This window comes from Sphaerisporangium sp. NPDC049003, assembly GCF_043197795.1.
In the GTDB taxonomy this organism is placed as follows: domain Bacteria; phylum Actinomycetota; class Actinomycetes; order Streptosporangiales; family Streptosporangiaceae; genus Sphaerisporangium.
Genome location: NZ_JBICTU010000010.1, coordinates 39,376 through 64,910, shown reverse-complemented (window position 1 = coordinate 64,910; position 25,535 = coordinate 39,376). Strand labels below are relative to the sequence as shown.

The window sequence follows — 25,535 nt, the reverse complement described above, 5'->3', positions numbered from 1 at the left end:
CATGGCCGGTCAGCCCAGCCTGACGCGCGGGTCGATGAAGGCGTAAAGGATGTCCACCACGATGTTCAGCAACACGATCGCGAACGCTCCCACCAGGGTGACACCGAGAAGCATGGGCAGGTCGGTGTTCTGCACGGCGCGTACGGCCAGTTCGCCGATGCCGTGCAGCGTGAACGTCTGCTCGGTGATGATCGCGCCGCCGAGGAGGGTGGCGAGGTCCACGCCGAAGATGGTGACGATGGGGATCATCGCGCCACGCCAGGCGAACCGGAGGAAGACCGTGCGGCTCGACATGCCCTTGGCCCGCGCCGTGCGCACGTAGTCCTCGGCGAGCTGCTCCACCATCACCGACCTGGTCATGCGGGTGTAGTTGGCGGTGAAGATGATCGACAGCACGACCCACGGGATCAGCAGGTGGATGAACCACCCGAGCGGGTCCTCGGTGAACGGGACGTACGAGGGGCGCGGTAGCAGGCCGAGGCTGTCCACGATGAAGAAGACCAGGATGGGCCCGATGAAGTAGATCTGCAGCGAGGCGCCGACCACCGACGACGTGCTGGCGATCTTGTCGAGCGGCTTCCCCTGCTGCCAGGCCGCGATCATGCCGGTGACGATGCCGAAGCTCAGGAGCACGGCCGCCGCGCCGATGGTCACCGAGAGGGTGACGGGGAAGCGGTCGATGATGGCCGAGAAGACGGGCTCCTGGGTGGCGAACGAGTAACCGAGGCAGGGCGCGAAGCACTCGCCGAACTGCACGAGGTCGCGCCCGGCGAAGATGCCGATCAACCAGTGCCAGTACTGCAGGAACAGCGGCTCGTCCATGCCCAGGTTGTGGCGGATCAGCGCGAGGTTCTGGGGTGGGCAGATCTTCCCGCAGAAGGCCCGGGCGGGGTCGCGGGGGATCGCGTAGAAAAGGAAGAACGTGACGGCACTGATGATCAGCAGGATCACGACTGCGCCGATGAGTCGACGGACGAAAAACCGGAACATGGCCTCGGGCTTCTTCTCCTGCTGGGTGGGACTGAGAGCCGCCGTCCGGGCCGGGGCCCGGACGGCGGCGAATCTGTGACTACTTGACGTAGACGTTCGTCGGCGACTGCTCGCCGTCGAGCGCGCTGAACTCCACGCCGCCGAGGCCGGAGCCGTACAGACCGAAGTAGGTCTGGTAGTACTCGGGCACGATGGCGGCCTGCTCCATGATCTTCCTGTCGAGCGCGGCCCAGGCCTTGCCCGCCTCGGCCGCGTCGGTGATGGCGTTCGCGGCGTCGATCCCCTCGTTGATCTCAGGGACGTTGAGGTGGCTGTAGTTCGAGGCGTTGTCGGCGATCAGACGGCCGTCGAACAGCGGCTGGATCGCGGTAGAACCGGTCGGCCAGTCGGCCGCCCAGCCGCCCCAGTAGATGTCGAACTTGTTGTCCTTCGGGCCGATGGCGTCGTAGAAGGTCGCCGGGTTGAGCGGCTTGGCCACGACGTTGAAGCCGGCCTTGGTCAGCGCGTCCTTGATGGCGACGGTGATCTTCTCCTGCGTCGGCGTCTGGTTGTAGGCGTAGACGACCGTCGGGTTCGGCTCACCGGCCTCCTTCAGCAGCGCCTTGGCGGCCTCGGGGTCGCCGGTCGGCTTGGCCAGCGTGCCGTACAGGTCGAAGGCCTCGTAGCCGAGGACCGTCGGGCTCATCACCGTGGTGGCGATCTTGCCGGTGTTGACCTCACCGCCCGAGATCAGCTGAAGCTGCTTGGCCGGCCAGGCCTTGATGATCGCCTGGCGGACCTTCACGTTCGTGATCCGCTTGGTGTTGATGTTGTAGAAGGTGGTGAAAGGCGTCAGACCCTGGATCGAGCGCTTCATGGCTTCGGCGTTGTCCAGCACCTCCTGCACCCGCTCGGCCGCGATGGCGTTGTGGAACGTCATCGCGGTCTTGTCCGGCCCGGAGTCCGCGAGGAAGCGCTCGGTGGAGTTCTGCGACTGGACGCCGAACTCCATGTGCCACTTGTCGGGGTAGGCGTTGCGGATCGGGTCGGTCTTCGGGTCCCAGTTCGGGTTGCGCACGAGGTCCAGGGACTTGTCGGTCACATGGCTCTCGATCTGGTACGGCCCGGAGGAGAAGGGCTTCTTGTCGTACTTCTCCTTGGTGTCCTGCGCCTTGGGCACCACTCCGTAGCCGGTCATGGCGACGGTGAAGTTGAAGTCGGGGTGCGCGGACTTCAGGTTGAAGACGACGGTCTTCTCGTCGGGCGTCTCGATCGCGTCCAGCGACTTGCCCTTGTACGGGCCCTCGTACGCCTTGCGGTAGTCGCCGTCGACCAGCCACTGCTGGACGTAGGTCGGGCCCTCGGTGATGAACGGCGCGTACAGGCGCTCCACGCTGTACTTGATGTCAGCCGAGGTGATCGGCGTGCCGTCCTGCCACTTCAGGCCGTCCTTGAGCGTGAACTTCCACGTCTTGCCGCCGTCGGTCGTGGTGCCGGTGTCGGTGGCGAGGTCGCCGACCAGCTTGATGCCGTCGGCGCCGGTGCGGTAGCCGGTCAGCTGCCGGGTGAACAGCTTGGAGACCGTGGCGTTGTAGTTCAGGTAAACGCGGCCCGGGTCGAGGTGCGAGAAGTCGTCACGGTCGATCATGTTGACCGTGCCGCCCGACTTGGCGCCCTCGACCGCGGTGGCCGGCCCCTGCGAGTCCGTGGCCGTGCCGACGACGATGGTGCTGACGGCCGCCTGCGTCGCGGTCGGCGAAGCGGCGGCGCCACCCGACGCGACGGGACCGCCGCCACCGCCCTTGGCGCAACCGGCCAGCGCGAGGGCCCCGGCGGTGAGGATCACCACCGCGGTGGTGGCCCTCCTGGGTGCGAATGTCATATCGACCTTCCTGATCATGTGCTTGCTGTCCTGGTCAGCAGGTCAGCGGGTGGACGGCTATCGCCGGGTCTTGGGGTCGAAGGCGTCCCTCAGGGAGTCTCCGAGCAGGTTGAAGGCGACGACGAAGATCACCATGGACACACCGGGGAAGACCAGGTAGGTGATGTCCTGGTGGTAGACGTTCGAGCCGACCAGGAACATGCGCCCCCAGTCTGGGGTCGGCTCGGTCATGCCGACGCCGAGGAACCCGAGCCCGGCCTCCGCGCCGACGTATAGCGGCAGCGCGAGCGTGGACTGGATGATGATGGGTGTCCAGAGGTTGGGCAGCAGCTCCTTGAAGATGATCCGGAACGGCGAGGCCCCGGTCACCCTGGCCGCCTCGATGAACTCGCGCTCGCGCAGGGAGAGTACCTGCGAGCGGAGAAGGCGGGAGATGGTCGCCCAGCCGAGCACGGTGAGCACCACGCAGATGGAGGCGTAACGCAGCCAGATCGGCGTTTCCTCCTCCGGCGTGACGAACGCCGCCTCGACGACCGGCAGGAACACGATGAGGAACAGCTGGGACGGGAAGGCCAGCAGTGTGTCGATGATCCGGCCGATCACGTAGTCGGTCTTGCCTCCGACGTAGCCCGACCAGATGCCCATCACGACGCCGATGATCGTCGTGACGACCGTGACGACGATCGCGATGGACAGCGACGTGCGGATGCCGTAGACGAGCTGCATGAACACGTCGCGGCCCAGGCCCGGCTCAAGGCCGAACCAGAAGTCGCCGCTGACGCCTCCGTTGGGGGCGATCGGGTAGCCGTAGTCGTTGAGCAGTCCCGGCGCGTTCTGGCCGTAGGTGGTGTACGGGTCCTTGCCGTACAGCCACGAGATCACCGGTGCGAGGATCGCGACCAGGAAGAAGAAGGCCACGATCGCGGCTGACACCACCCCGGTGCGGTCACGGCGAAATCGCCGCCACATGAGCTGAGCGGGGGAGCGGCCCACGAGGGGGGAGCCGTCCGCGCCGGCCGTCGCGGCAGGGACGGCGTCGACGGGGTCGGAACCAGCCTCGGTCGCGGCCTGTGAGGGGAGAGTCATTGTGCGGGTGCCACCAGAGATCGATCGCAGTAAATCGTGACTTGAGGGAACCTTGGCAATTTATTACCCGCGGGTCAATGTCCGCGACTCATCCTTTACACGATTTCGCCGTTCGTTGTGGAAAGTCAATCAGGTTGTGTCCCTGAACCCATTGACCTGCGCCGATGTCGTGGGACACACTACCGAATGCTCGCATTTTGAATTGTCACGATTCTGTGACACAAGCATGACATCGCCATGACGGAATCGCCCGATTACCCGCCAACCACGCAAATGGGTGCGGATGTGGGTGCCGAGTGGTAATGCCCCACTTGCGAAGTTCCCCGGAGATGGCGCGATGGACCATGGCGCTCGCTCCGGCCGTGAGCGCTCCGGCCGTGTCTGGCACCCGGGGCGCCCCACCCCTCCGCGCGTGTCGCTCGACCCCTCTGCGCACGTCGTTCGACGCGCCGCCGCCCGGCTGGGGTCACCCCACCTAGCAAGCGCTTGGTTAAAGTAGGGGGTAATGAGGGTTACGTCCCCTTTGCTGGACATGGCACACTGATAGGCAGAGCAGCGTGCTCCGGGGTCGGTGAAATTCCGAACCGGCGGTGACAGTCCGCGACCCGGCCGAGTCCATCGGCCGGTGGATCCGGTGGAATTCCGGGACCGACGGTTAAAGTCCGGATGGGAGGAAGCGCGCGAGCGTTCGGCGACCCGTCGCCGAACGCCTCCGTGGTGCGTTGTGCCGCACCCGATCACCCCGGGGCCCGCCGTGGCAGCAAAGCTACTGGCGAGTAGGAGGGGCCGGGTGGGCGACCGGACGTCATCATGTGCCGCGCGATCGCACGCGCCGCACCCTCTCCTGCCATCCGTGGCCCTCTCGCGCGCGCCTGCCGCCGTCCTCGCCTCTTCCACGGGTTCCCTTGGTTCCCCTTGCCCCACGGAAGACGCGCGGGTCCTCATGGGTTGCTTCCTCACGCAGGATCCGATCGGCCCGAGCCTCCGGCTCCCCGCACGGCCGCATCGCATAAGGAGCGTTGATGTTCACTGGAATCGTTGAGGAGCTCGGTGAGCTCGCGGGGGTCGAGGTGCTGCCCGACGCGGCGCGCTTCACGATCCGCGGCGAGATCGTCGCCCCCGGCGCCCGTCACGGCGAGTCGATCGCGGTCGACGGGGTCTGCCTGACCGTCGCCGGCGCCGATGGCGACACCTTCACCGCCGACGTGATGAAGGAGACCCTCGACCGCAGCTCTCTCGGGTCCCTCACCCCCGGCACGCGGGTCAACCTCGAACGGGCGGTGCGCGCCGACCAGCGGCTCGGCGGCCACATCGTGCAAGGCCACGTCGACGGCACCGGCGAGGTGCTGTCCCGCGAGCCCGCCGAGCACTGGGAGGTCGTGCGCGTCTCGCTGCCGCCCGGCCTCGGCCGGTACGTGGTCGAGAAGGGGTCGATCGCCGTCGACGGCATCAGCCTGACCGTGGTGAGCGTCGGTGACGCCGAGTTCGCCGTGAGCCTCATCCCCACCACGCTCCAGCTCACCACGCTCGGCATCAAGCGGCCGGGCGATCCGGTGAACCTGGAGGTCGACGTGATCGCCAAGTACGTCGAGAAGCTCGTCGGCGCGCACGTCCCGGGAGCCGCGTCGTGAACTGGACAGAAGCGGGCTTCAGCCTGGCCGGCCAGCACCTGCTCTGGATCGACCTGGCCGGCAACGTCTGCGCGCTCGCGACCGTGTGGCTGGCGATGAGGCGCACCATCTGGACCTGGCCGGTGCAGCTCGTCGGATCGGTGCTGCTGTTCGCCGCCTCCATCGAGGCGCACATCACCGGCAACGCGCTGAAGCAGGCGATGTTCGGCGTGCTCGCCCTCTACGGCTGGGTCCGCTGGGCGCGGGGCACCAAGGAGGGCCAGACGCTGCCCGTACGGCCGGGGAGCACCCGCGAGCGGGTGACGCTGATCGCGGTCATGGTGGTGGCCACCGCGCTGGTCGCCCTCTTCTTCACCGTGACCGGATGGTCGTGGGCCCCGGTCCCGGACGCCTACATCTTCGTCGGCAGCGCCATCGCCACCTACGCCCAGGGCCGGGCGCTGATCGACTTCTGGTGGATCTGGATCGCGGTGGACCTGGTCGGCGTCCCCCTGGCGTTCAGCTCCGGCCTCGTCGTCTCCGGCGTGGTGTACGGCGTCTTCTTCGTCATGGTTCTGCTCGGGATCCGCGAATGGAGGCGGCAGTACAGCCGCCGGCTGGAGGTAGTGACCGCATGAGCGACATCACGCTCGACCCGATCGAGCGCGCGATCAGGGACATCCGCGAGGGCCGTCCCGTCGTCGTCGTGGACGACGAGAACCGCGAGAACGAGGGCGACATCATCTTCGCCGCCTCCAAGGCCACCCCCGAGCTGCTCGCCTTCACCATCCGCTACACCAGCGGCGTGATCTGCGTCCCCATGCTCGGCGAGGACCTCGACCGGCTGGGCCTGCCCCTGATGGTCCACCAGAACCGCGAGCGGCTCCGCACGGCGTACACGATCAGCGTGGACGCCCGCGACGGCGTGACCACCGGCATCTCCGCCGCCGACAGGGCCAAGACCATCCGCACCCTCGCCGACTCGGCCACCGAGCCCTTCGACCTGGTACGTCCCGGCCACATCTTCCCCCTGCGTTACCACAACGGCGGGGTGCTCGCCCGCCGCGGCCACACCGAGGCGGCGGTCGACCTCGCCCGGCTCGCCGGGCTCACCCCCGCCGGCGTGCTCGCGGAGATCGTCAACGACGACGGCACGATGGCGCGGCTGCCGGAGCTGCGCGAGTTCGCCGACGAGCACGACCTCGCGCTCGTCTCCATCGAGCAGCTCGCGGAGTACCGCCGCCGCACCGAGCGCGTGGTCGTCCGGGTCGCGGTCACCGAGATCCCGAACCGGTACGGCCTGTGGCGCGCGTACGGCTTCTCCAGCGGCATCGACGGCGGCGAGCACATGGCCCTGGTCTACGGGGACCTCGGCGACGGCGAGAACATCCTCGTCCGCGCGCACTCGGAGTGCCTGACCGGGGACGTCCTCGGCTCGCTGCGGTGCGACTGCGGGGTGCAGCTCGACCACGCCATGCGCGCGGTCGCGGCCGAGGGCAGGGGCGTCATCGTCTACCTGCGCGGCCACGAGGGGCGCGGCATCGGGCTGCTGGCCAAGCTCAAGGCTTACAGTCTCCAGGACAACGGCAGCGACACCGTGGACGCCAACCTGGAGCTCGGCCTTCCCGTGGACGCCCGCGAGTTCTCCAACGCCGGCCAGATGCTGGCCGACCTCGGGGTCAAGTCGGTGCGGGTGCTGACCAACAACCCCGCGAAGCTGCGCGGCCTCGACGGCTACGGCATCAAGGTGATCGGCCGCGAGCCCATGCCGGTGGCCGCCAACGAGTACAACATCAAGTACCTCACGGCCAAGCGCGACAGGCTCGGCCACCAGATCGAAGGAGTGCGATGAGCGGGGTCGAGCGGGACCTGGACGCGCCGGCGCGCGGGGAGAGCCGATGAGCGGCGCGGGACGGCCGCAGGCCGCCCCCGTCGCCGCCGAGGGCCTCACCGTGGGCATCGTGGCCGCCCGGTGGCACGAGCGGATCACCGACCAGCTCGTCGCCCGCGCCGAGCAGGCCGCCGGGGAGTGCGGCGCGGCCTGTGTCACGGTGCGGGTGGCGGGCTCGCTGGAGATCCCGGTCGTGGCGCAGGCCCTCGCCCGGCGGTACGACGCCGTCGTCGCGCTCGGGGTGGTCGTGCGCGGGGAGACGGCCCACTTCCAGTACGTATGCGACTCGGTCACTTCAGGACTGACCCGGGTGTCCCTGGACGAGTCGACTCCGGTGGGCAACGGGGTCCTCACGTGTGACAACCTTGATCAGGCCGTCGACCGTGCGGGCCTGCCCGGCAGTCACGAGGACAAGGGATACGAGGCCACGGTCGCGGCGATCGAGACAGCGATGGTCCTGCGTGACCTGAAGGGATGAGAACGTGCCGCGCCGATCCACCTGCCGCGCCCGCCGGACGGGCCGCCGTGCCTGACAGCGACATCCCGCCCCTGCCGGTCATCTGGCGTCCGCGCCGCGCCCGGGTGCTGGCGTACGGCTTCGCGACGGTGATGGTGGCCGGCTCGATCGTGCTCGCCGTGCTCCTCCCCCCGCCGTTCAAATTGCCCGACAAGATCGGCCTGGTGGTCTTCGGCTGCCTGGTCGCGTTCGTCCTGCACCTGCTCGGGCGGCTCCGCGTCGAGGCCGACGAGCGGGGGGTGACGATCGTCAACGCCGTGCGCGTCCATCGGTACGAATGGCCCGAAGTGCTCGGCGTGAACCTCCCCGAGGGGGAGCCCTGGCCCAAGCTCGACCTGGCGGACGGCTCCAGCGTCGGCGCGATGGGCATCCAGGGCACCGAGAAGGGCCGCTCGCAGAAGGCCGTGACCGAGCTGCGCGCGCTCATCCACCAGTACGGCGAGGCCCCCGACCGCCGCTAGGCCGGTGATCGCGAGGATCCGCCGTGGAATTCCGGACCACGGGGCCGCTGGAGGCGCGCGACGGCGCGGCCGATCTTACGCCGCGCGTCCGGTCGTACGCCGCGCGTCCGGTCGTACGCCGCGCGGCCGGCCTGACGACCGGCCGCGCGACCGGGGCGGCACGTCTCAGCCGGCCTCGGTGGGGGGATGGCGGCTCTTGCGCCGGGCCTCGGCCGCGGCCTGCTCGTCGAGCTGCCGGGCGAGGTCTTCGAGGTTGTCGGCGCCGAGCACGTTGCAGACGCCGAACCTCGCCGCGGTGGTGGACCACGGGTGACGCCGGTAGGCCACCCAGCCGCCGTAGAAGTCGAGGATCTCCCACGTCCTGCCGTGGCTCTGCTGGACCTGCGCCAGCGTCAGCCGGTTCACGGTCACCGGTCGCATGTCGCGCCTCCGGGGTGAAGGCGCGGTCGTCTCAGCTTCACGGAGGCCTTTACGGGGGCGCCGTGCGGCGCGTTGCGGGGGGCGGCGTGCGTGGGGACCACTAGGACAGCTTCCCTTCGTCGGAAACCCGAGTCAATATCGCGTTTACAGAGCGTGGTGCGCTCGTTAAACGTCATTCGGAGGAGAGGGCTCTCCGGATGACTCTCCGACGAATTCTTCTTGCCGTCCAGCCTTTCTGTCATTTCGATTAGGTGTTACCGGGGGTATGGTGCCCCCTCCTCCGCGCGGTCCCGCGCGTCGAGGACTCGTCGCCTTTCACGCTCGCGGCGGCGGGCGGGCCTTCGCCGGGGGGCGCCGACGCCCGCGCGGTCGTGCCGCCGCTGGAATACGCCTTCGGCGGCCGTTCCCCAGGAACTGGATGAACGGCGATCTTCGCTCCTGAACGGCTAAACCATGAGAAGGATGTTTAATTCCACCACCCGGCGCGCCTTCCGCGCGGGAAAAACCTTCCTTACAGCGGGAGTTGAGCGAAGAATTCCCGCCTGCCCCCGGCGGGAATTCTTCGTACGCGCCGGAAAGGCTCGATCAGGTCAGGCGCTGAGCCGGACGGGTTCACCCGTGCGGCCGAGGACGCCCCGGCGGCGCAGCTCCGGCAGCACCCCCTCGCCGAACCAGTAGGCCTCCTCCAGGTGCGGGTAGCCGGACAGGACGAACTCCGTGATGCCCTGGTCGGCGTACTCGCCGATGAGGTCGGCGACCTCGGAATGGCTGCCGACGAGCGCCGTCCCCGCGCCGCCGCGCACCAGCCCGACGCCCGCCCACAGGCCCGGGTGGACCTCCAGGTCGTGGACGCTCCCGCCGTCGCGCCGGTAGCCCTCGTGCAGGGCGAGCATGCGCTTCTGCCCGACCGAGTCGCTCCGCCCGAGCGTCTGCTGCGCGGTGCGGACGTCGGCGGGGTCGATGGCGTCCAGCAGGCGGCCGGCCTCCGCCCACGCCTCCTCGGAGGTGTCACGGGTGATGACGTGCAGCCGGATGCCGAACCTCAGCGTCCGTCCCTGCTCGGCGGCGAGGCCGCGCACCCAGGCGACCTTCTCCGCCACCTGCGCGGGCGGCTCGCCCCAGGTGAGGTACGTCTGGACGTGCCGCGCCGCGACCGTGCCCGCCGCCGCCGACGAGCCGCCGAAGTACAGCTCGGGCACCGGGTCGGGCGTCTCGGCGACCGTGGCGCCCTCCACCTGGTAATGCGTGCCGGTGAAGTCGTACGGCGTGCCGCTCCACGCCCCGCGCACGATCGAGAGGAACTCGTCGGTGCGCGCGTACCGCTCGTCCTTCGACAGGTGGTCGCCGAACCGGCGCTGCTCGGTGCTCTCCCCTCCGGTGACGACGTTGAGCAGCAGGCGCCCGCCGGAGATCCGCTGGTAGGTCGCGGCCATCTGGGCGGCCAGCGTGGGGGAGACGAAGCCCGGCCGGAAGGCCACGAGGAACTTCAGCCGCGTGGTCTGCTGGGTGAGCGCGGCGGTGACCAGCCACGCGTCCTCGCACCAGGTGCCCGTCGGGGTGAGCACCGCCTCGAAGCCGAGTTGCTCGGCGGATCTCGCGATCTGGCCGAGGTAGTCGATGGTGGGCGGCCGGAAGGCGCTCGCGGTGGGATGGCCGTGCCCGCGCTGGAGCCCGTGGCCGCCGCCGACGATCGCGCGGCTGTCCCCGGAGGTGGGCAGGAACCAGTGGAACTTCAAATCTTCATCCCTCGAAGGCATGGCTCAGATGTCCTTTTTGACGATGTCGTTGAACCGGCGGTCGGCGAAGTCGGCGAAGACGATCTTCCCGGGGAGCAGCCCTTCGGCGGTGAAGGCGTCGGCCATCTCCTGCTCGGAGGCCACCAGGGCGTCGTCGATCGGCACGGGGGTGGTGGTCCGGTTGCCGGCGGCGGCCAGAGTGACCTCCACCGGCAGGCCCGTCTCCTTCGCCCACACCTTGGCCCACTCGGCCTGGTGGGAGTTGGCCCAGATCTTGGCGCGCTGCAGGCGGGTGAGGTAGTCGCGGATCGCCCCGGCCTTGGCCGGGTCGGCGAGCGCCGCCTGGCCGGCGACCTGGAAGTTGTAGCCGTTGACGTACCCGGTGCCGTCCACCAGCAGCCGGGCCTTGTTCTGCAGGCGGGCCTGGGAGGTGTACGGGTCCCAGATGGCCCAGGCGTCGATCTGCCCGGAGGTGAAGGCCGCCAGCGCGTCCGCGGGCTGCAGGTAGCTCACCGTGATGTCCTTGAAGGTGAGGTTCTCCTTCTTCAGCACCGCGAGCAGGTGGTAGTGCGCCGAGCTGCCCTTGGCGACCGCGATCCGCTTGCCCTTGAGCTGGGACGGGCCCGTGATGGCCGACCCGGAGGGGACGACGATGGCCGCGCCCGCGACGTTCTGCCTGTCGGCGGCCACGACGGCGATCTTCGAACGGGCGGCGGCGGCGAAGATCGGCGGTGTGTTGCCCACGGCGCCGAGGTCGACGCCTCCGGCGTTGACGGCCTCCAGCAGCGGGGGCCCGGAGGGGAACTGCGCCCAGGTGACCTTGTACGGCAGCTTGTCGAGCTCGCCGGCCGCGGCCAGGAGCACCTGCGATCCGGCCTTCTGGTCGCCGATCTTGAGGGTGACCTCGGAGGCGCCGGAGGCCGGGCCGGTGGAGGAGCCTCCCTCGGAGGTGCCCCCGCAGGCCGCGAGCACCGCGGCGAGGCCCAGCGTCCCGAGCAGCCGGGCGGCCTTGCCGATCATCGTGTCGCCTCCGGGGTGACTCCGGGCGTGGTGGTCATGGCTGTGCCTCCGGGATTTCGGGCCGTACTGGGGCGGGGCGTCCTTCCGGAGCCACGCCGAGGGCGGTGAGCAGGCGGGTGCGCAGGGAAAGCAGCTCGGGATGGTCGCGGTGGCGCGGGCGGGCGGCGGCGATGACGGCCTCGTGGGCGATGCGGCCCTCGTCCAGGACGAGCACGCGGTCGGCGAGGACCAGCGCCTCGTCTACGTCGTGGGTGACCAGCAGCACGGCCGGGCGGTGCGCGGCCCACAGCTGAAGCACGAGCTGGTGCACGGTGATGCGGGTGAGCGCGTCGAGCGCGCTGAACGGCTCGTCGAGCAGGAGCAGCTCGGGCTCCCTGACCAGAGCGCGGGCGAGGCTCGCGCGCTGCGCCTCGCCGCCTGACAGCGTCAGCGGCCAGGCGCCCGCCCGCTCGGTGAGGCCGACCTCCGCGAGGGCGCGGCGGGCGCGTTCCCCGGCGTCGGGAGAACTCAGGCCGAGGGCGATGTTGGCCTCCACCCGCTTCCAGGGCACCAGCCGGGGCTCCTGGAAGGCGACCGCGACCGAGGGGGTCACCTCCAGGCCGCCGTCGACGCCGGAGTCGAGCCCGGCGAGCGCGCGGAGCAGGGTCGGCTTGCCCGAGCCGCTCCGCCCGAGCAGGGCGATGAACTCTCCGCCGTGGATGTCGAGGTCGAGCCCGTCGAGGACGGTGCGGTCGCCGAACCGCCGGGTCAGGCCCCGGCCCCCGGCTACTCGGCCAGAAAGCCGCGCCGCCACGAGAGCGCCCTCCGTTCCAGCAGCCGTACGACGGCGTCGGTGAGCAGGCCGAGCGCGCTGTAGACGAGCAGCCCGACCACGATGACGTCCGTGCGGAGGAACTCACGGGCGTCGTTGATCATGTAGCCGAGCCCGGCGTCGGCGTTGACCTGCTCGGCCACGATGAGGGCGAGCCACGCCACGCCGAGGCTCTGCCGCAGCCCGACCAGGGTCTGGGGGAGCGCGCCGGGCAGCACGATGTGGCGGATCAGCGCCGCGCGGCCGAGCTTCAGGGTGCGCGCCAGCTCGGCGAGCTTGCCGTCCACCCCGCGGACGCCCGCGAACGTGTTGAGGTACAGAGGGAAGGAGACCGCGAGCGCCACCAGGGTGACCTTCGGGGTCTCGCCGATGCCGAACCACAGGATGAACAGCGGGATCAGCCCGAAGAACGGCAGGGCGCGGAGCATCTGCATGAGCGGGTCCACGGCGTTCTCGCCGGCCCGGCTGAGCCCGGCGACCAGGGCGAGGAGCACGCCGGCGAGCCCGCCGAGCACGAACCCGGCGGCGACCCGCTGGAGGGACACGGCGATGGCGGTGGGAAGCGTGCCGCTGGTGACCAGGTCGACGGTGGTGGCGGCGATCGTGGTGGGACCGGCGAGCAGGTCCTCCGACAGCAGGCCGGTGCCGCTGGCGATCTGCCAGATGACGACGACGGCGAGGGGACTGATCCACCGCCGCCAGGCCCTGGGGCGTCCCGCCGGCCGGGAGGGCCGCGGTCGTGGGGGGCGGTCGGGTGCCAGGGGCGGGACGGCGGGCCGGGTGGGCTCGCGTGCCGCCTGAACGTCCAGTGCGGGGGTGGGCATCGAGGGAACCTCGCAGGGGGGGTTGTCGCGGTGCGGCGTCTTCCGCATAATTTACCCTATTACCTACCAAGTCAATAGGTTTTGTCCCGGACTTCGCACCGGGGCGCCCTTTGGCGACTTCGGCCACAGCCGTGTGACACCGGTGACGCGTAATCTGAGGGGGTGTTGCACAGGACACTCCGGGCGTCTGACATCGAAACCCCAGGCAGGCTCGCCGAGCTGCTCGACGCGCACGCCTACCTCGCCGACGAGGGGCTGGCGACGGCGTGCTTCCTCGCGCTGCGCATGGGCCGTCCGCTGTTCCTCGAGGGCGAGGCCGGCGTCGGCAAGACCGAGCTGGCCAAGACGCTCGCGGCCGTCCTCGGCGCGCCGCTCATCCGCCTGCAGTGCTACGAGGGGCTCGACGCGGCCCAGGCCCTGTACGACTGGGACTTCGCCCGGCAGTTGCTGCACCTCAAGGCCGCCGAGGCGACGGGCGCCACCGGCGCCACCGACGCCGTGCGCCTGGAGGGCGAGCTGTACGACCGGCGCTTCCTGATCGCCCGCCCGCTGCTCAAGGCACTGGAGACCCAGCCGAGCGTGCTGCTGGTCGACGAGATCGACCGGGCCGACGACGAGTTCGAGGCGTTCCTGCTGGAGGTGCTGTCGGACTTCACGATCTCCATCCCCGAGCTCGGCACCATCAGCGCGAAGACGCCCCCGGTCGTGATCGTCACCTCCAACCGCACCCGCGACGTGCACGACGCGCTCAAGCGCCGGTGCCTCTACCACTGGCTGGAGCACCCGGCGTTCGAGCGCGAGGTCGCCATCCTGCTCCGGCGCCTCCCCGAGTGCACCGAGACCCTCGCGGGCCAGGTCGCGCGCGCCGCCGAGGGACTGCGCGGCGCCGGCCTCGTGAAGCCGCCGGGCGTCGCCGAGACCCTCGACTGGACCGAGGCGCTGATCACGCTCGGCGCGCGCGACCTCGACCCCGGCCTCGCCGCGGTCACCCTCGGCGCGGTGCTGAAGTACCGCGAGGACCAGGAGGCCGTGCTCAAGAACGGGCTTCTCCGCCATGGATGACCCGGCGCCCCCCATCGGGAAGCCCGCTTCGGACGGCCCCGCCGCGACCGGAGCGGCGGGCACGGCCGCCCCGGACGGCCTCACCGCGACGCTGACCGGCTTCGCCCGTACACTGCGGGCGGCCGGGGTCGCCGCCGACCACGAGCGGACCCAGAACCTCCTGCGGGCGGCCGGTCACCTCGACGTCACCGATCGCGACGCGGTCTACTGGGCCGGCCGGCTCACCCTGTGCGCGGGCCCCGACGACCTTCCCCGCTACGACCGGTGCTTCGCGGCCTACTTCGGCGGCGAGCGGCCCCGCCCCGCCCGTACCGCGCCGCCCGTGGTGACCGTCACCCGGCACACGGTCTCCCTCGACGGCGCGGGGCCGGACGACGGCGGGGACGAGGAGGCCCTGCCCGCGACCGCGAGCCGCACCGAGGTGCTCAGGCGGCGGGACATCGCCCGCATGACCGCCGCCGAACTGGCCGAGGTCCACCGCCTGCTCGCGATCCTGCGCACGCGCCGGGAGCGGCGCCGCTCCCGGCGGTTCGCCCCGGCGCACCGCGGCCGTCTCGACCCCCGCCGGACGATCAGGGAGACCCTGCGCCGGGGCGGCGAGACGGCCCGCCTGCGCCGCAGGACCCACCGGGTACGGCCGCGCCGCGTCGTGCTGCTGGTCGACGTCAGCGGGTCGATGGCGCCCTACGCCGACACGGTGCTGCGGTTCGCCCACGCGCTGGTGCGGTGCGAGCCGCGCGCCACCGAGGTGTTCAGCGCGGGCACCCGGCTCACGCGGATCACCGCCGAGCTGCGCCACCGCGATCCGGGCACGGCGATGCGCGAGGTGTCGGCGGCCATCCCCGACTGGAGCGGGGGCACCCGGCTCGGCGAGGAGCTGAAGGAGTTCCTCGACCGGGGGTCCCGCGCGCGGGGGGCCGTCGTCGTGATCGCCTCCGACGGGTGGGAGCGGGGCGACCCCTCCCTGCTCGGCCTGCAGATGGCCCGCCTGTCGCGGCTCGCCCACCGGGTGATCTGGGTCAATCCCCACAAGGGCCATGAGGGCTACCAGCCCCTGACCGGCGGGATGCGCGCGGCCCTGCCGTACGTTGGAGCCTTCGTCGCCGGGCACAGCCTGGCCGCCTTCGAGGAGCTCGCTGAAAGGCTGTCTCATGCGTGATGTGTTGTCGCAGATCGTGCGGTGGTGGGCCGCGGGGGAGCGGTTCGGCCTCGCCACGGTGGTCGGCACCTTCCACAGCGCGCCGAGGCCGCCAGGCGCGTCCATGGCCGTGTGCGGCGACGAGGCCGTCGGCAGCGTCTCGGGCGGCTGCGTGGAGGGCGCGGTGTACGACCTGGCGCAGCAGGTCGTCAAAGACGACCGGGCGGTGCTGCGGAGGTACGGGGTGAGCGACGACGACGCGTTCTCGGTCGGCCTGACCTGCGGGGGCATCATCGACATCCTCGTCGAGCCGGTGTCCAGGGACACCTACCCCGAGCTCGGGGACATCGCCGACTCGGTGCGGCGGCACGAGCCGGTGGCCGTCGCGACGATCCTGTCAGGGCCGGGACGCGCCGGCGCCCGCAGGGTCATGTGGGCCGGCCGCGCGTCGGGCTCGCTCGGACCCCCAAGGCTCGACGCCGCCGTGGACGACGACGCGCGCGGCATGCTCGCGCAGGGCCTGACCGGGGTGCGCCGCTACGGCCCCGAGGGCGAGCGGCGGCTCGACGACCTCTCGGTCTTCGTCCAGTCCTTCGCCCCGCCGCCGCGCATGCTGGTCTTCGGGGCCATCGACTTCGCCGCGGCGGTCGCGCGGGTCGGCAAGTTCCTCGGCTACCACGTCGTGGTGTGCGACGCCCGCCCGGTCTTCGCGACGGCCAAGCGCTTCCCCGACGCCGACGAGGTGGTGGTGAAGTGGCCGCACGACTACCTGTCGGCCGCCCACGTCGACGAGCGCACGGTCATCTGCGTGCTCACCCACGACCCGAAGTTCGACGTGCCCCTGCTGGAGGTCGCCCTGCGCACCAGGGCGGGGTACGTCGGGGCGATGGGGTCGCGCCGCACCCACGAGGACCGGCTCGCCCGGCTGCGCGAGGCGGGCCTGGGCCAGGAGGAGCTGGCGCGGCTGCGCTCGCCGATCGGCCTCGACCTCGGCGCGCGCACGCCCGAGGAGACCGCGGTGTCGATCGCGGCCGAGCTGATCCAGCTCCGCTGGGGCGGGTCGGGCAGGGCGCTGACCGAGACCAGGGGCCGCATCCACGGAGTGGCCGGCCGCGACGACGCGGACGGGCCGGGGGAGGAGCAGAGGGGAGGGGGCCTGTGAACACGCCGGCCGGATCGGCGTGCGCGGGGCTGCTGCTCGCCGCGGGGCAGGGCGCCCGGCTCGGCACCCCGAAGGCGGCTCTGGAGTTCCGGGGCGAGCGGCTGGTCGACAGGGGGGCGCGCCTGCTGGACGAGGGCGGATGCCATCCGGTGGTCGTGGTCCTCGGAGCCGTCACGGTGCAGGTCCGTGCCGCGGTGGCCGTGCGCAACCCCGACTGGGCGACGGGCATGGGCTCGTCCCTGCGCGTCGGGCTGGACGCGCTGCCGCTCTCGGCCGAGGCCGTCGTGATCGCCCTGGTGGACCAGCCGCTCATCGGGGCCGAGGCCGTACGCCGCCTGATCGAGGCCAGGCGGGGCGGCGCGCAGGTGGCCGCCGCCTCGTACGGCGGCGCGATGCGCAACCCCGTGCTGATCGGCAGGGAGCACTTCGGCGAGGTGGGCAGGCTCGCGGTCGGGGACGTCGGGGCCCGTCCCTTCCTGCGGGCGCACCCGGGCCTGATCACGCTCGTCCCCTGCGACGACGTGGGCGATCCGGCCGACATCGACACCAGGGACGACCTCGCCCGGCTCTCCGGGGACCGGGCGCCGTCCCCGCGCGGCCAGGCCGCGGACGCGGGGGACGGGCCACCTGGGGTTGGCCCCGGCGGGGCGACTCGATAGCCTGACCGTGCACTTACCGGAACATCATTCGGTTTGCCTTGGACGGAAAGGACGCGGGATGCGCATCGGCATGGCCCTGAACTACGCCGGAGGCTTCAAGGAGACCGTGGCGGAGCTGGCCGACTACGAGAGCGCCGGGCTCGACATCGTCTTCGTCGCCGAGGCCTACAGCTTCGACGCCGTGAGCCAGATGGGCTACATCGCGGCCAAGACCGAGCGGCTGCAGATCGCCTCGGGCATCCTGCCGATCTACTCGCGCACGCCCACGCTGCTCGCCATGACGGCCGCGGGCATGGACTACGTCTCCGACGGCCGTTTCGTGCTCGGCATCGGCGCGTCCGGCCCGCAGGTCATCGAGGGCTTCCACGGCGTGCCGTACACCGCCCCGCTGGGCCGCACCCGCGAGGTGATCGAGATCTGCCGCAAGGTGTGGCGGCGCGAGCGGCTGACCCACCAGGGCAGGCACTACACGCTGCCGCTGCCCCCCGAGCAGGGCACGGGCCTCGGCAAGCCGCTCAAGCTGATCAACCACCCCGTGCGCCCGCGCGTCCCGATCGTGGTCGCGGCCATCGGCCCGAAGAACGTCGAGCTGACCGCCGAGCTGGCCGAGGGCTGGGAGCCGATCTTCTACGTGCCCGAGAAGGCCGCCGACGTGTGGGGCGCCTCCCTGGCGGCCGGCAAGGCCAAGCGTGCCGAGGAGCTCGGGGAGCTGGACGTCATCGCGCAGGCCACCCTGGCGATCGGCGACGACGTCTCCGGCTACCTGGAGTTCGGCAGGCCGATGGCGGCCCTGTACATCGGCGGCATGGGAGCCAAGGGCAGGAACTTCTACAACGACCTCGCCCGGCGCTACGGCTACGAGAAGGAGGCCGAGCAGATCCAGGACCTCTACCTCGAAGGCAAGAAGGACGAGGCCGCGGCGCTCGTGCCCATGGAGCTGCTGGAGAACATGTCGCTGATCGGCTCCGAGGGCTTCGTCCGCGACCGGCTGGCGGCCCTGAAGGAGTCCGGGGTCACGACGATCAACGTCAACCCGGTCGCCGGCACCCACGAGGAGCGCCTCAAGCTCATCGAGAAGATCAAGGACCTGGCCGCCTGATCGGCGGGAGCCTCACGGGGCCTCAGGGGGCTCAGGGGCCTCAAGGGGCTCAGAGGGCTCAGGGGGCGAGGCAGGCGGTGAAGACGGCCGTCAGCCGTTCCTCCAGGTAGGCGGGGTCGGCGCCGCGCAGCGAGTCGGCCCCGAGTACGCGGCGGAGCGACCCTCCGCCGAGGATGACCGACGCGGCCAGCAGCGCGCGCTCCTCGGCCCCCGGCCCGGTCAGCCGCCGGGCGAGCGGCCCGGCGATCGCCGACTCCACCCGGGCGCGCAGGACGGCCTTGATCTCCGGGCTGGTGCCCGCGCGGTCGATGACGCGCACGATCGGGTCGGAGGCGCCCGCGCTCAGCCGGTGGGCCATGTGGGCCGCCAGCCGGTGCGGCAGCCGGTCCAGGTCCCCCTCGATGACGGACTCCATCGCCGACTCGCCGGCGAGGACCTCGGCGAACAGCCGGGCCTTGGACCCGAAGTAGCGGTTGATCAGGGCGACATTGGCTCCCGCCGCCGCCGCGATCATGCGTACGGTCACGTGGTCGTAGCCGTTCTCGGCGAACAGGTGCCGGGCGGCGACGAGGATCCGGCGCGTTGTGGCCTCACGGTCACGTACCTGTGCCAAAGCAACCATCTATACCCCCTTTTCGCCCTATATGACGCAGTGTAGTTGTTTGACAGGTAAACAAGCGCCTACTACAACCCGTTGGTAAAGGCATCGATTTTTGGGGGACTGTGGTGGTAGTTCAGGAGGACGCCCTAGCGGGCGCGCACGGTGGTTCCGGGGCACGCCGGACCTACACCCACCGCGAGATCATGGAGATCATGTCGGGGCTGATGCTCGCCCTGCTGACCTCGATGATCTCCACGTCCGTGGTCGCCACCGCGCTCCCGACGATCGTCGGCGAGTTCGGCGCGCAGGACCAGCTCTCCTGGGTGGCCAGCGCCACGCTGCTGACGATGACCGCCTCCACCCCACTGTGGGGCAAGCTCTCCGACCTGTTCGGGCGCAAGCGCATGTTCCAGGTCGCCCTCGGGCTGTTCGTCGCCGCCTCCATGATCGCCGGGCTCTCGCAGAACATGGGCACGCTCATCGCCGCCCGCGCGGTGCAGGGCCTCGGCACCGGCGGCCTGGCCGCGCTGACGCAGGTCATCCTCGGCGACGTGGTGGAGCCGAGGGAGCGGGGCCGCTACTCGGGCTACATCGGCGCGGTGTTCGGCGTCTCCACCGTCGGAGGGCCCCTGCTGGGCGGCTTCCTCGTGGACACCTCCTGGCTCGGCTGGCGCTGGTGCTTCTACGTCTGCGTCCCGCTGGCGATGGTCGCGTTCGTCGTCATCCAGAGGGTGCTCAGGTTCGACCACGACCCGCGCGACGCCCGGATCGACTGGTGGGGGGCGCTCACGATCACCGGCGGGGCCTCCGCCCTGATGCTGATGCTCTCCTTCGGCGGCCACGAGTTCGCGTGGAACTCGGCCTGGGCCTACGGGCTGGGCGGCGCCTCCGCGGTCCTGTTCGGCCTCGCGGTGCTCGCCGAGCGGCGGGCCGCCGACCCGATCATCCCGCCGCGCCTGTTCCGCGACCGCACGTTCGTGCTCGCCGGCTCGGCGTCCCTGCTGGTGGGCGTCTCGATGTTCGGGGTGATGATCTACCTGCCCCAGTACCTGCAGATCGTCAAGGGCATGAGTCCCACCATGTCCGGCATCATGACCACCCCGCTGGTCGTGAGCCTGCTCGTCGCCTCGATCGGCTCCGGGCGGGTCGTCACCCGCACGGGCAGGTGGAAGATCTTCCCGGCCGCCGGCCTGCTCCTGGTCGCGGCCGGCACGGCGCTGCTCTCGCTGCTTCACACCGGCTCCAGCGACTGGATCGTCGGCGCCGACATCGCCGTCCTCGGCGTCGGGCTCGGCCTCAGCATGCAGGTGCTGATCCTCGCCGCGCAGAACGCCTCCCGGCCGAGGGACATGGCCGTGACCACGTCGGGCATCTCCTTCTTCCGCAACCTCGGCGGCTCGGTCGGGGTCGCGGCCCTCGGCGCCGTCCTCACCAACCGGGTCAGGGACGAGATCACCGGCATGCTCGCCGCGAGCGGCGTCCAGGTGCCGCCGGGCGGCGGCCTCAGCCTCGGCACCCCCGAGGCCATCGGCCACCTCCCTCCGGCGCTCCAGCACATCGTGATCGAGGCCTTCACCCGGGCCATGCAGTCGGTGTTCCTCGCGTGCCTCCCCGCGGCCGTGCTGGGCTTCCTCGCCGTGCTGTTCCTGCGCGAGCTGCCGCTGCGGTCGGCCAGGAACGCCGAGGCGAAGCCCGAGTGAGCCCCTCGCGCCCGGCTTGGGGGCCCCGCCGGACGGGGGAGATCAGGCCGTACAGTCTGGGACATGTCCGTCATTCATGAATCTCGGCGTGCCCGGCTCGCCGCACTGCTGGCCGAGCACGACGTGGACGCGCTGCTGGTCACCCGGGGCGTCAACGTGCGGTACCTGACGGGGCTGGTCAGCTCGAACGCCGCCGTGCTGGTGCGGGACGACGCGTCCGCGGTGCTGGCCACCGACTCCCGCTACATCGAGTCCGCGCGCCGCGTCTGCGCCGAGGTCGAGGTCGTCGAGGATCGCGACGTCGTCGGCGGCCTCGTGAAGATGGCGGAGCGGCCGGGCATCGAGGCGCACGACATGTCCGTGGCCAGGTACAGGAGCCTCGACCGCGAGCCGGCCGCGGTCGGCAGGCTCGTGGAGCTGCTGCGGGTGGTCAAGGACGAGGCCGAGATCGAGGCGCTGCGCACCGCCTGCGACCTGACCGACCGGGCCTTCGCCGACGTGCTCGGCACGATCGCGCCTGGCATGACCGAGAAGCGGGTCGCCCGCGCGCTGGAGGCCCGCATGGCCGAGCTCGGCGCCGACGGTCCGGCCTTCGACACGATCGTGGCGAGCGGGCCGAACGGCGCGATCCCCCACCACTCGCCCTCGGACCGGCCCATCGAGCGCGGAGACCTCGTCACCATGGACTTCGGCGCGCTGTACGAGGGGTACCACGCGGACATGACCAGGACGGTCGCCGTGGGAGCCGTCTCCGGGTGGCAGCGGGAGGTGTACGACCTGGTCCGCGAGGCGCAGCGCGCCGGGCGGCACGCGCTCGCGCCCGGGGCCGGCCTGGGCGAGGTGGACGCCGCCGCGCGCCGGGTGATCGAGGACGCCGGATACGGTGAGCACTTCGGTCACGGCCTCGGTCACGGCGTCGGCCTGGAGATCCACGAGGACCCGTTCCTGCGTCCTGCCGGTGCCGGTAGACTTGAGGATCGGGTTCCGATCACCGTCGAGCCCGGCGTCTACCTGCCAGGCAGGGGCGGCGTCCGGATCGAGGACACTCTCGTGACGCGCGCCGACGGTCCGGAACTCCTCACCCGCACGACGAAGGAGCTGCTGATCCTGTGACCACAGGACGGCGGCCGAGCGAGCGCGACCATGACGACGCAGGAGAGAACGAGTGGCGACGACCAACGACCTAAAGAACGGCCTGGTGCTCAAGCTCGACGGTGGTGAGCTGTGGAGCGTTGTCGACTTCCAGCACGTCAAGCCGGGCAAGGGCGGCGCCTTCGTCCGCACCAAGCTCAAGAACGTGCTTTCGGGCAAGGTGGTCGACAAGACCTTCAACGCCGGGGTGAAGGTCGAGGTGGCCAACGTCGACAAGCGCGAGATGCAGTATTCGTACATGGACGGCGACGACTTCGTCTTCATGGACACCGAGACCTTCGACATGCTCAACGTCTCGCGGCCCACCGTCGGCGACGCGGCCAACTACCTGCTGGAGAACACCCTGGCGACCGTCGCGGTCAACGAGGGCAACGTCCTTTACATCGAGCTCCCCGCGGCCGTCGAGCTGACGGTCGCCCAGACCGAGCCCGGCCTGCAGGGCGACCGTTCCACCGGCGGCACCAAGCCGGCCACGCTGGAGACCGGCGCCGAGATCAAGGTGCCGCTGTTCATCACGACGGGCGAAAGGGTGAAGGTCGACACTCGCACCGGCGAGTACCTCGGCCGGGCCTGAGGTGTCGGCCCGGGGAAAGGCGCGCAGGCGCGCACTCGACATCCTCTTCGAGGCGGAACTGCGGAGCGAGCCCCCGGCGAACGTGCTCGCCGAGCGCGTCGAGCGGGCGGAGCCGCCGGTCAACGAGTACACCGCGACGCTGGTCGAGGGTGTCAACCGCCACCGGTCGCGCATCGACGAGCTGATCTCGACCTACGCCGAGGGCTGGACCCTCGACCGCATGCCCGCCGTCGACCGCAACCTTCTGCGCGCCGGCACGTACGAGCTGCTGTGGGTGCCCGACATCCCGGAGGCGGTGGTCATCAGCGAGTGGGTCCATCTGGCCTCGGAGCTGTCCACCGACGAGTCGCCGCAGTTCGTCAACGGGCTGCTGGCCCGCTTCAAGCAGCTCAAGCCGTCCCTCGCCCTCTGAGCCGGCTCCGGCCGTGGCTCGGAGGGCGCCCGGCCCACGGCGTAGGCTGGGGCGGACCGACATGCTTCAAGGAGGCGAGCTGAAGTTGCGCACCGAAGGCGCCACACGCCAGGCGGCCACTTCCCCGGCGGTGCGCACCGCCGTGGTCTGGGAAGCGCTTCGCGCCGTGCTGGCCGAGCGGGCGGGCGCCTGCGGGCGTGAGCGGCTCGACATCGTGGACGCCGGAGGCGGCACCGGCGGGTTCGCCGTGCCGCTCGCCGAGCTGGGCCACGCGGTCACCGTGGTCGATCCCAGCCCCGACTCGCTGGCGGGCCTGGAGCGGCGGGCCGCCGAGGCGGGGGTGGCCGTCAAGGGCATCCAGGGCGACGCGGCCGACCTGCGCGACCTGCTGGAGCCGGGCAGCGCCGACCTCGTGCTGTGCCACAGCGTCCTTGAGTACGTCGAGGATCCCCAGAGCGCGCTGTCGGCCGTCGCGGGCCTGCTCAGGCGGGGCGGGGTCGTCAGCGTGCTCGCGGCCAACCCGGTCGCCACGGCGATCCACCGCTCGCTCTCCGGCCACTTCGACGAGGCCAGGCAGGCGCTGGCCGACCCCTCCGGCAGGTGGGGAGACCAGGACCCGACGCCCCGCCGGTTCAGCGGCGAAGCGCTCGCCGGTCTGCTCTCGGCCGCCGGGTTCACCCCCGGGGAGGCCAGGGGCGTGCGCGTCTTCGCCGACCTGGTGCCCGGCCGCCTGCTCGACGGGGAGCCGGGGGCCGCCCAGGCGCTGATCGCGCTGGAGCAGGCCGCCGCCGCCCATCCCGTGCTCCGCGACATCGCCACCCAGCTCCACGTCCTCGGCCACCGATGAGCGCCACGGCCGGACGCCGCCGGCGCAGGCCCCTGATGGAACGCCTGTTCGGTTAGGATTGCCCTGTGTCGCGCAAGCAGGTTCTGCGGTCGGAGCCAGGGCAGGGCCCTGGCCCTGGCCGGGCGCCGCTGGCCGACGACACCGGGTGCCCGATCCTCCACGTCGACATGGACGCCTTCTTCGCGAGCGTCGAGCTGCTCGACCGTCCCGAGCTGAAGGGCACCCCGGTGATCATCGGGGCCGCCGGCGCTCGCGGGGTCGTGCTCAGCGCCACCTACGAGGCCCGCGCGTACGGGGTGCACTCGGCGATGCCGATGACGCGCGCCCGCCGGCTCTGCCCGCAGGCCGTGATCATCCCGCCCAGCCACGGGAAGTACTCCGCGGTCTCCAAGGGCGTGATGGAGATCTTCCACGCGATCACCCCCGAGGTGGAGCCGATCTCCTCCGACGAGGCGTTCCTCGACGTGGGCGGGGCCCTGCGCAGGCTGGGGCCGTCCGCCGAGATCGCCGCGCTGATCCGCGCCCAGGTCGCCGAGCGTCACGGCATCACGTGCTCGGTGGGCGTGGCGAGCAGCAAGTTCGTGGCCAAGCTCGCCTCCCGGCACTGCAAGCCTGACGGCCTCCTGGTCATCCCCGCGGGCGGGGTGGTGGAGTTCCTCCACCCGCTGCCCGTCGCGGCCCTGTGGGGCGTCGGGGAGCGCACGGAGCAGGCCCTGGTGCGCCTGGGCATCAAGACCGTGGGCGATCTGGCCCAGGTGCCCCCCTCGACCCTCCAGCGCGAGTTCGGGGCCGCGGGCGCGCATCTGGCCGCACTCGCCTGGGGCCGCGACGACCGCAGGGTCACCCCGCACGTCCCCGACAAGAGCATCGGCGCCGAGGAGACCTTCTCCCACGACGTCGACGACCCGGAGGCGATCCGCCGCGAGCTGCTGAGGCTCTCCGAGCGGGTCGCCGCGCGGCTGCGGAGCGGCGGTCACGTGGGCCGCACCGTCAGCGTGAAGCTCCGCCGCTCCGACTTCACGACGATCACCCGTTCCCGCACCCTCCGCGAGGCGACCGATGTTGCGAAAGAGATATATGCCACTGCCTGTGACCTTTACGGGGCCGCCGGGCTCGATCGTGTGCGGCTCCGCCTGGTCGGTGTGAGGGTGGAGAACCTGCGCCCGGCGGGCACGGCGACCCGCCAGCTCGGCCTCGGGGAGCGCGAAACAGGCTGGCGGGAGGCCGAAATGGCTATGGACAAGGCGATGCGGAGGTTCGGTCCCGAAGCGGTCCGCCCGGCGTCGCTGGTCCGGTCTCCGTTTGATGGAATAGATCTATGACGTCACCTCCGGTTTGGTCTACGTTGGACGTTTTCTTTCGCCTACGTCTACAGCCTCGTATTCTGGGGATAACCGACCGCGAGGTCCGGACACCCTGTGGTGCCCGTTGCCGTCTTCCCCGTCAAGGGGCTGTCCTTGGGAGGCGCCGTGCCGCTCTCTGAGCACGAGCAGCGCTTGCTCGACCAGATCGAGCAGGCCCTCTACGCCGAGGACCCGAAGTGGGCCAATACCGTTCGGATCAGTGATCCACGCAACCACTACAAACGTCGCCTGGTGAAAGCCTCCATCGGCTTTGTCCTCGGTGTCGTCCTGTTGATGGTCGGCGTCGTGGCACCGATTATCCCACTCGGTGTCGGCGGCTTCGTGGTCATGCTCGCCGCGTGTCTGTGGGGTCTGTCCAGCTGGAAACGCATGAACGGGTTCGGCGGTGAAGCCAGGCCGGGTGCCCCCGGGCAGCCGGAACGGCGGCGTGCCAACCGCCCCGGTTTCATGGAACGCATGGAGGAGCGCTGGCGCCGCAGGGGCGAAGAGCGCTGAGCCGCGTCACGGCGGGCCCCCTTCGGGGGGCGCCCGCCGGGGA

The 25,535-nt window shown here is 71.0% G+C and carries 26 protein-coding genes and 1 riboswitch; of the genes, 17 read left to right on the top strand and 9 right to left on the bottom strand.

The window, feature by feature from the left end:
* Positions 1-9 precede the first annotated feature (9 nt).
* The 3 genes from ACGFIV_RS13225 to ACGFIV_RS13215 all read right to left on the bottom strand — a co-directional run bounded on the left by ACGFIV_RS13225 (position 10) and on the right by ACGFIV_RS13215 (position 3,937).
* Complete coding sequence (locus tag ACGFIV_RS13225) at positions 10-990, bottom strand: ABC transporter permease (protein ID WP_358557622.1); 981 nt, start codon at positions 988-990, stop codon at positions 10-12.
* Positions 991-1,069: 79 nt separating this feature from the next.
* Complete coding sequence (locus tag ACGFIV_RS13220) at positions 1,070-2,851, bottom strand: ABC transporter substrate-binding protein (protein ID WP_358560985.1); 1,782 nt, start codon at positions 2,849-2,851, stop codon at positions 1,070-1,072.
* Positions 2,852-2,908: 57 nt separating this feature from the next.
* Complete coding sequence (locus ACGFIV_RS13215) at positions 2,909-3,937, bottom strand: ABC transporter permease (protein ID WP_358560988.1); 1,029 nt, start codon at positions 3,935-3,937, stop codon at positions 2,909-2,911.
* Positions 3,938-4,490: 553 nt separating this feature from the next.
* Positions 4,491-4,621, top strand: a riboswitch (FMN riboswitch).
* A gap of 338 nt (positions 4,622-4,959) precedes the next feature.
* Here ACGFIV_RS13215 and ACGFIV_RS13210 point away from each other — a divergent pair.
* Genes ACGFIV_RS13210 through ACGFIV_RS13190 form a run of 5 tightly spaced genes read left to right on the top strand, consistent with a single transcriptional unit; the run spans position 4,960 to position 8,416 of the window.
* On the top strand, positions 4,960-5,568 hold the full coding sequence (locus tag ACGFIV_RS13210) for a riboflavin synthase (protein WP_358560991.1): 609 nt from the start codon (positions 4,960-4,962) through the stop codon (positions 5,566-5,568).
* Complete coding sequence (locus ACGFIV_RS13205) at positions 5,565-6,185, top strand: nicotinamide mononucleotide transporter family protein (protein WP_358560994.1); 621 nt, start codon at positions 5,565-5,567, stop codon at positions 6,183-6,185. Before ACGFIV_RS13210 ends, ACGFIV_RS13205 begins: the two co-directional genes overlap by 4 nt.
* Positions 6,182-7,399: a bifunctional 3,4-dihydroxy-2-butanone-4-phosphate synthase/GTP cyclohydrolase II gene (locus ACGFIV_RS13200; RefSeq protein ID WP_358560996.1), complete on the top strand. Its 1,218-nt coding sequence runs from the start codon at positions 6,182-6,184 to the stop codon at positions 7,397-7,399. The genes ACGFIV_RS13205 and ACGFIV_RS13200 overlap by 4 nt, the downstream gene beginning before the upstream one ends.
* A 46-nt stretch (positions 7,400-7,445) precedes the next feature.
* Positions 7,446-7,916 (top strand): 6,7-dimethyl-8-ribityllumazine synthase, encoded by a 471-nt coding sequence (gene ribH / locus ACGFIV_RS13195; RefSeq protein ID WP_392834602.1) that lies wholly within the window; start codon positions 7,446-7,448, stop codon positions 7,914-7,916.
* Between the two features lie 47 nt (positions 7,917-7,963).
* Positions 7,964-8,416, top strand: a complete 453-nt coding sequence (locus ACGFIV_RS13190) for a PH domain-containing protein (protein WP_358554735.1) — start codon at positions 7,964-7,966, stop codon at positions 8,414-8,416.
* A 165-nt stretch (positions 8,417-8,581) separates the two neighbouring features.
* Here ACGFIV_RS13190 and ACGFIV_RS13185 read toward each other — a convergent pair whose 3' ends face one another.
* The 5 genes from ACGFIV_RS13185 to ACGFIV_RS13165 all read right to left on the bottom strand — a co-directional run bounded on the left by ACGFIV_RS13185 (position 8,582) and on the right by ACGFIV_RS13165 (position 13,227).
* The gene (locus tag ACGFIV_RS13185) at positions 8,582-8,836 is read right to left on the bottom strand and encodes a hypothetical protein (RefSeq protein WP_358554738.1); all 255 of its coding nucleotides are present in this window, start codon (positions 8,834-8,836) and stop codon (positions 8,582-8,584) included.
* A 590-nt stretch (positions 8,837-9,426) separates the two neighbouring features.
* Positions 9,427-10,593, bottom strand: coding sequence for an LLM class flavin-dependent oxidoreductase (locus ACGFIV_RS13180; protein WP_358554741.1), 1,167 nt, complete (start codon positions 10,591-10,593; stop codon positions 9,427-9,429).
* 3 nt (positions 10,594-10,596) lie between these two features.
* Complete coding sequence (locus ACGFIV_RS13175) at positions 10,597-11,592, bottom strand: ABC transporter substrate-binding protein (RefSeq protein WP_358554744.1); 996 nt, start codon at positions 11,590-11,592, stop codon at positions 10,597-10,599.
* A gap of 34 nt (positions 11,593-11,626) precedes the next feature.
* On the bottom strand, positions 11,627-12,385 hold the full coding sequence (locus ACGFIV_RS13170; protein WP_392834596.1) for an ABC transporter ATP-binding protein: 759 nt from the start codon (positions 12,383-12,385) through the stop codon (positions 11,627-11,629).
* Positions 12,358-13,227: an ABC transporter permease gene (locus ACGFIV_RS13165; RefSeq protein WP_392834593.1), complete on the bottom strand. Its 870-nt coding sequence runs from the start codon at positions 13,225-13,227 to the stop codon at positions 12,358-12,360. The genes ACGFIV_RS13170 and ACGFIV_RS13165 overlap by 28 nt, the downstream gene beginning before the upstream one ends.
* Positions 13,228-13,389: 162 nt before the next feature.
* On the opposite strand from ACGFIV_RS13165, the gene ACGFIV_RS13160 reads away from it, so the two are divergent.
* From ACGFIV_RS13160 to ACGFIV_RS13140, 5 genes are read left to right on the top strand one after another with little or no spacing between them, the layout of a single operon-like run.
* Positions 13,390-14,289 (top strand): AAA family ATPase, encoded by a 900-nt coding sequence (locus ACGFIV_RS13160; protein ID WP_392834591.1) that lies wholly within the window; start codon positions 13,390-13,392, stop codon positions 14,287-14,289.
* On the top strand, positions 14,282-15,448 hold the full coding sequence (locus tag ACGFIV_RS13155; protein ID WP_358554756.1) for a VWA domain-containing protein: 1,167 nt from the start codon (positions 14,282-14,284) through the stop codon (positions 15,446-15,448). The genes ACGFIV_RS13160 and ACGFIV_RS13155 overlap by 8 nt, the downstream gene beginning before the upstream one ends.
* Complete coding sequence (locus ACGFIV_RS13150) at positions 15,441-16,589, top strand: XdhC/CoxI family protein (RefSeq protein WP_358554759.1); 1,149 nt, start codon at positions 15,441-15,443, stop codon at positions 16,587-16,589. Before ACGFIV_RS13155 ends, ACGFIV_RS13150 begins: the two co-directional genes overlap by 8 nt.
* Positions 16,586-17,248: a nucleotidyltransferase family protein gene (locus ACGFIV_RS13145; RefSeq protein WP_358554762.1), complete on the top strand. Its 663-nt coding sequence runs from the start codon at positions 16,586-16,588 to the stop codon at positions 17,246-17,248. The genes ACGFIV_RS13150 and ACGFIV_RS13145 overlap by 4 nt, the downstream gene beginning before the upstream one ends.
* A gap of 58 nt (positions 17,249-17,306) precedes the next feature.
* Positions 17,307-18,347, top strand: coding sequence for an LLM class F420-dependent oxidoreductase (locus ACGFIV_RS13140; RefSeq protein ID WP_358554765.1), 1,041 nt, complete (start codon positions 17,307-17,309; stop codon positions 18,345-18,347).
* 58 nt (positions 18,348-18,405) lie between these two features.
* Here the strand turns inward: ACGFIV_RS13140 and ACGFIV_RS13135 are convergent, their stop codons facing one another.
* A complete protein-coding gene (locus ACGFIV_RS13135; protein WP_392834584.1) occupies positions 18,406-18,969 on the bottom strand; it encodes a TetR family transcriptional regulator in 564 nt (187 codons plus the stop codon).
* 104 nt (positions 18,970-19,073) lie between these two features.
* On the opposite strand from ACGFIV_RS13135, the gene ACGFIV_RS13130 reads away from it, so the two are divergent.
* The 7 genes from ACGFIV_RS13130 (at position 19,074) to ACGFIV_RS13100 (ending at position 25,492) form a co-directional block, all read left to right on the top strand.
* Positions 19,074-20,648: an MFS transporter gene (locus ACGFIV_RS13130; protein ID WP_392834582.1), complete on the top strand. Its 1,575-nt coding sequence runs from the start codon at positions 19,074-19,076 to the stop codon at positions 20,646-20,648.
* Between the two features lie 63 nt (positions 20,649-20,711).
* Positions 20,712-21,761 (top strand): M24 family metallopeptidase, encoded by a 1,050-nt coding sequence (locus ACGFIV_RS13125; protein ID WP_392834578.1) that lies wholly within the window; start codon positions 20,712-20,714, stop codon positions 21,759-21,761.
* Between the two features lie 52 nt (positions 21,762-21,813).
* Positions 21,814-22,374: an elongation factor P gene (efp, locus tag ACGFIV_RS13120; RefSeq protein ID WP_358554777.1), complete on the top strand. Its 561-nt coding sequence runs from the start codon at positions 21,814-21,816 to the stop codon at positions 22,372-22,374.
* Position 22,375: 1 nt separating this feature from the next.
* Positions 22,376-22,786, top strand: coding sequence for a transcription antitermination factor NusB (nusB, locus tag ACGFIV_RS13115; RefSeq protein WP_358554780.1), 411 nt, complete (start codon positions 22,376-22,378; stop codon positions 22,784-22,786).
* A gap of 61 nt (positions 22,787-22,847) precedes the next feature.
* Positions 22,848-23,633: a methyltransferase domain-containing protein gene (locus tag ACGFIV_RS13110; RefSeq protein ID WP_358554783.1), complete on the top strand. Its 786-nt coding sequence runs from the start codon at positions 22,848-22,850 to the stop codon at positions 23,631-23,633.
* Between the two features lie 65 nt (positions 23,634-23,698).
* Positions 23,699-24,955: a DNA polymerase IV gene (gene dinB, locus ACGFIV_RS13105; protein ID WP_392834572.1), complete on the top strand. Its 1,257-nt coding sequence runs from the start codon at positions 23,699-23,701 to the stop codon at positions 24,953-24,955.
* Between the two features lie 147 nt (positions 24,956-25,102).
* The gene (locus tag ACGFIV_RS13100; protein WP_358554786.1) at positions 25,103-25,492 is read left to right on the top strand and encodes a DUF3040 domain-containing protein; all 390 of its coding nucleotides are present in this window, start codon (positions 25,103-25,105) and stop codon (positions 25,490-25,492) included.
* Positions 25,493-25,535 lie beyond the last annotated feature (43 nt).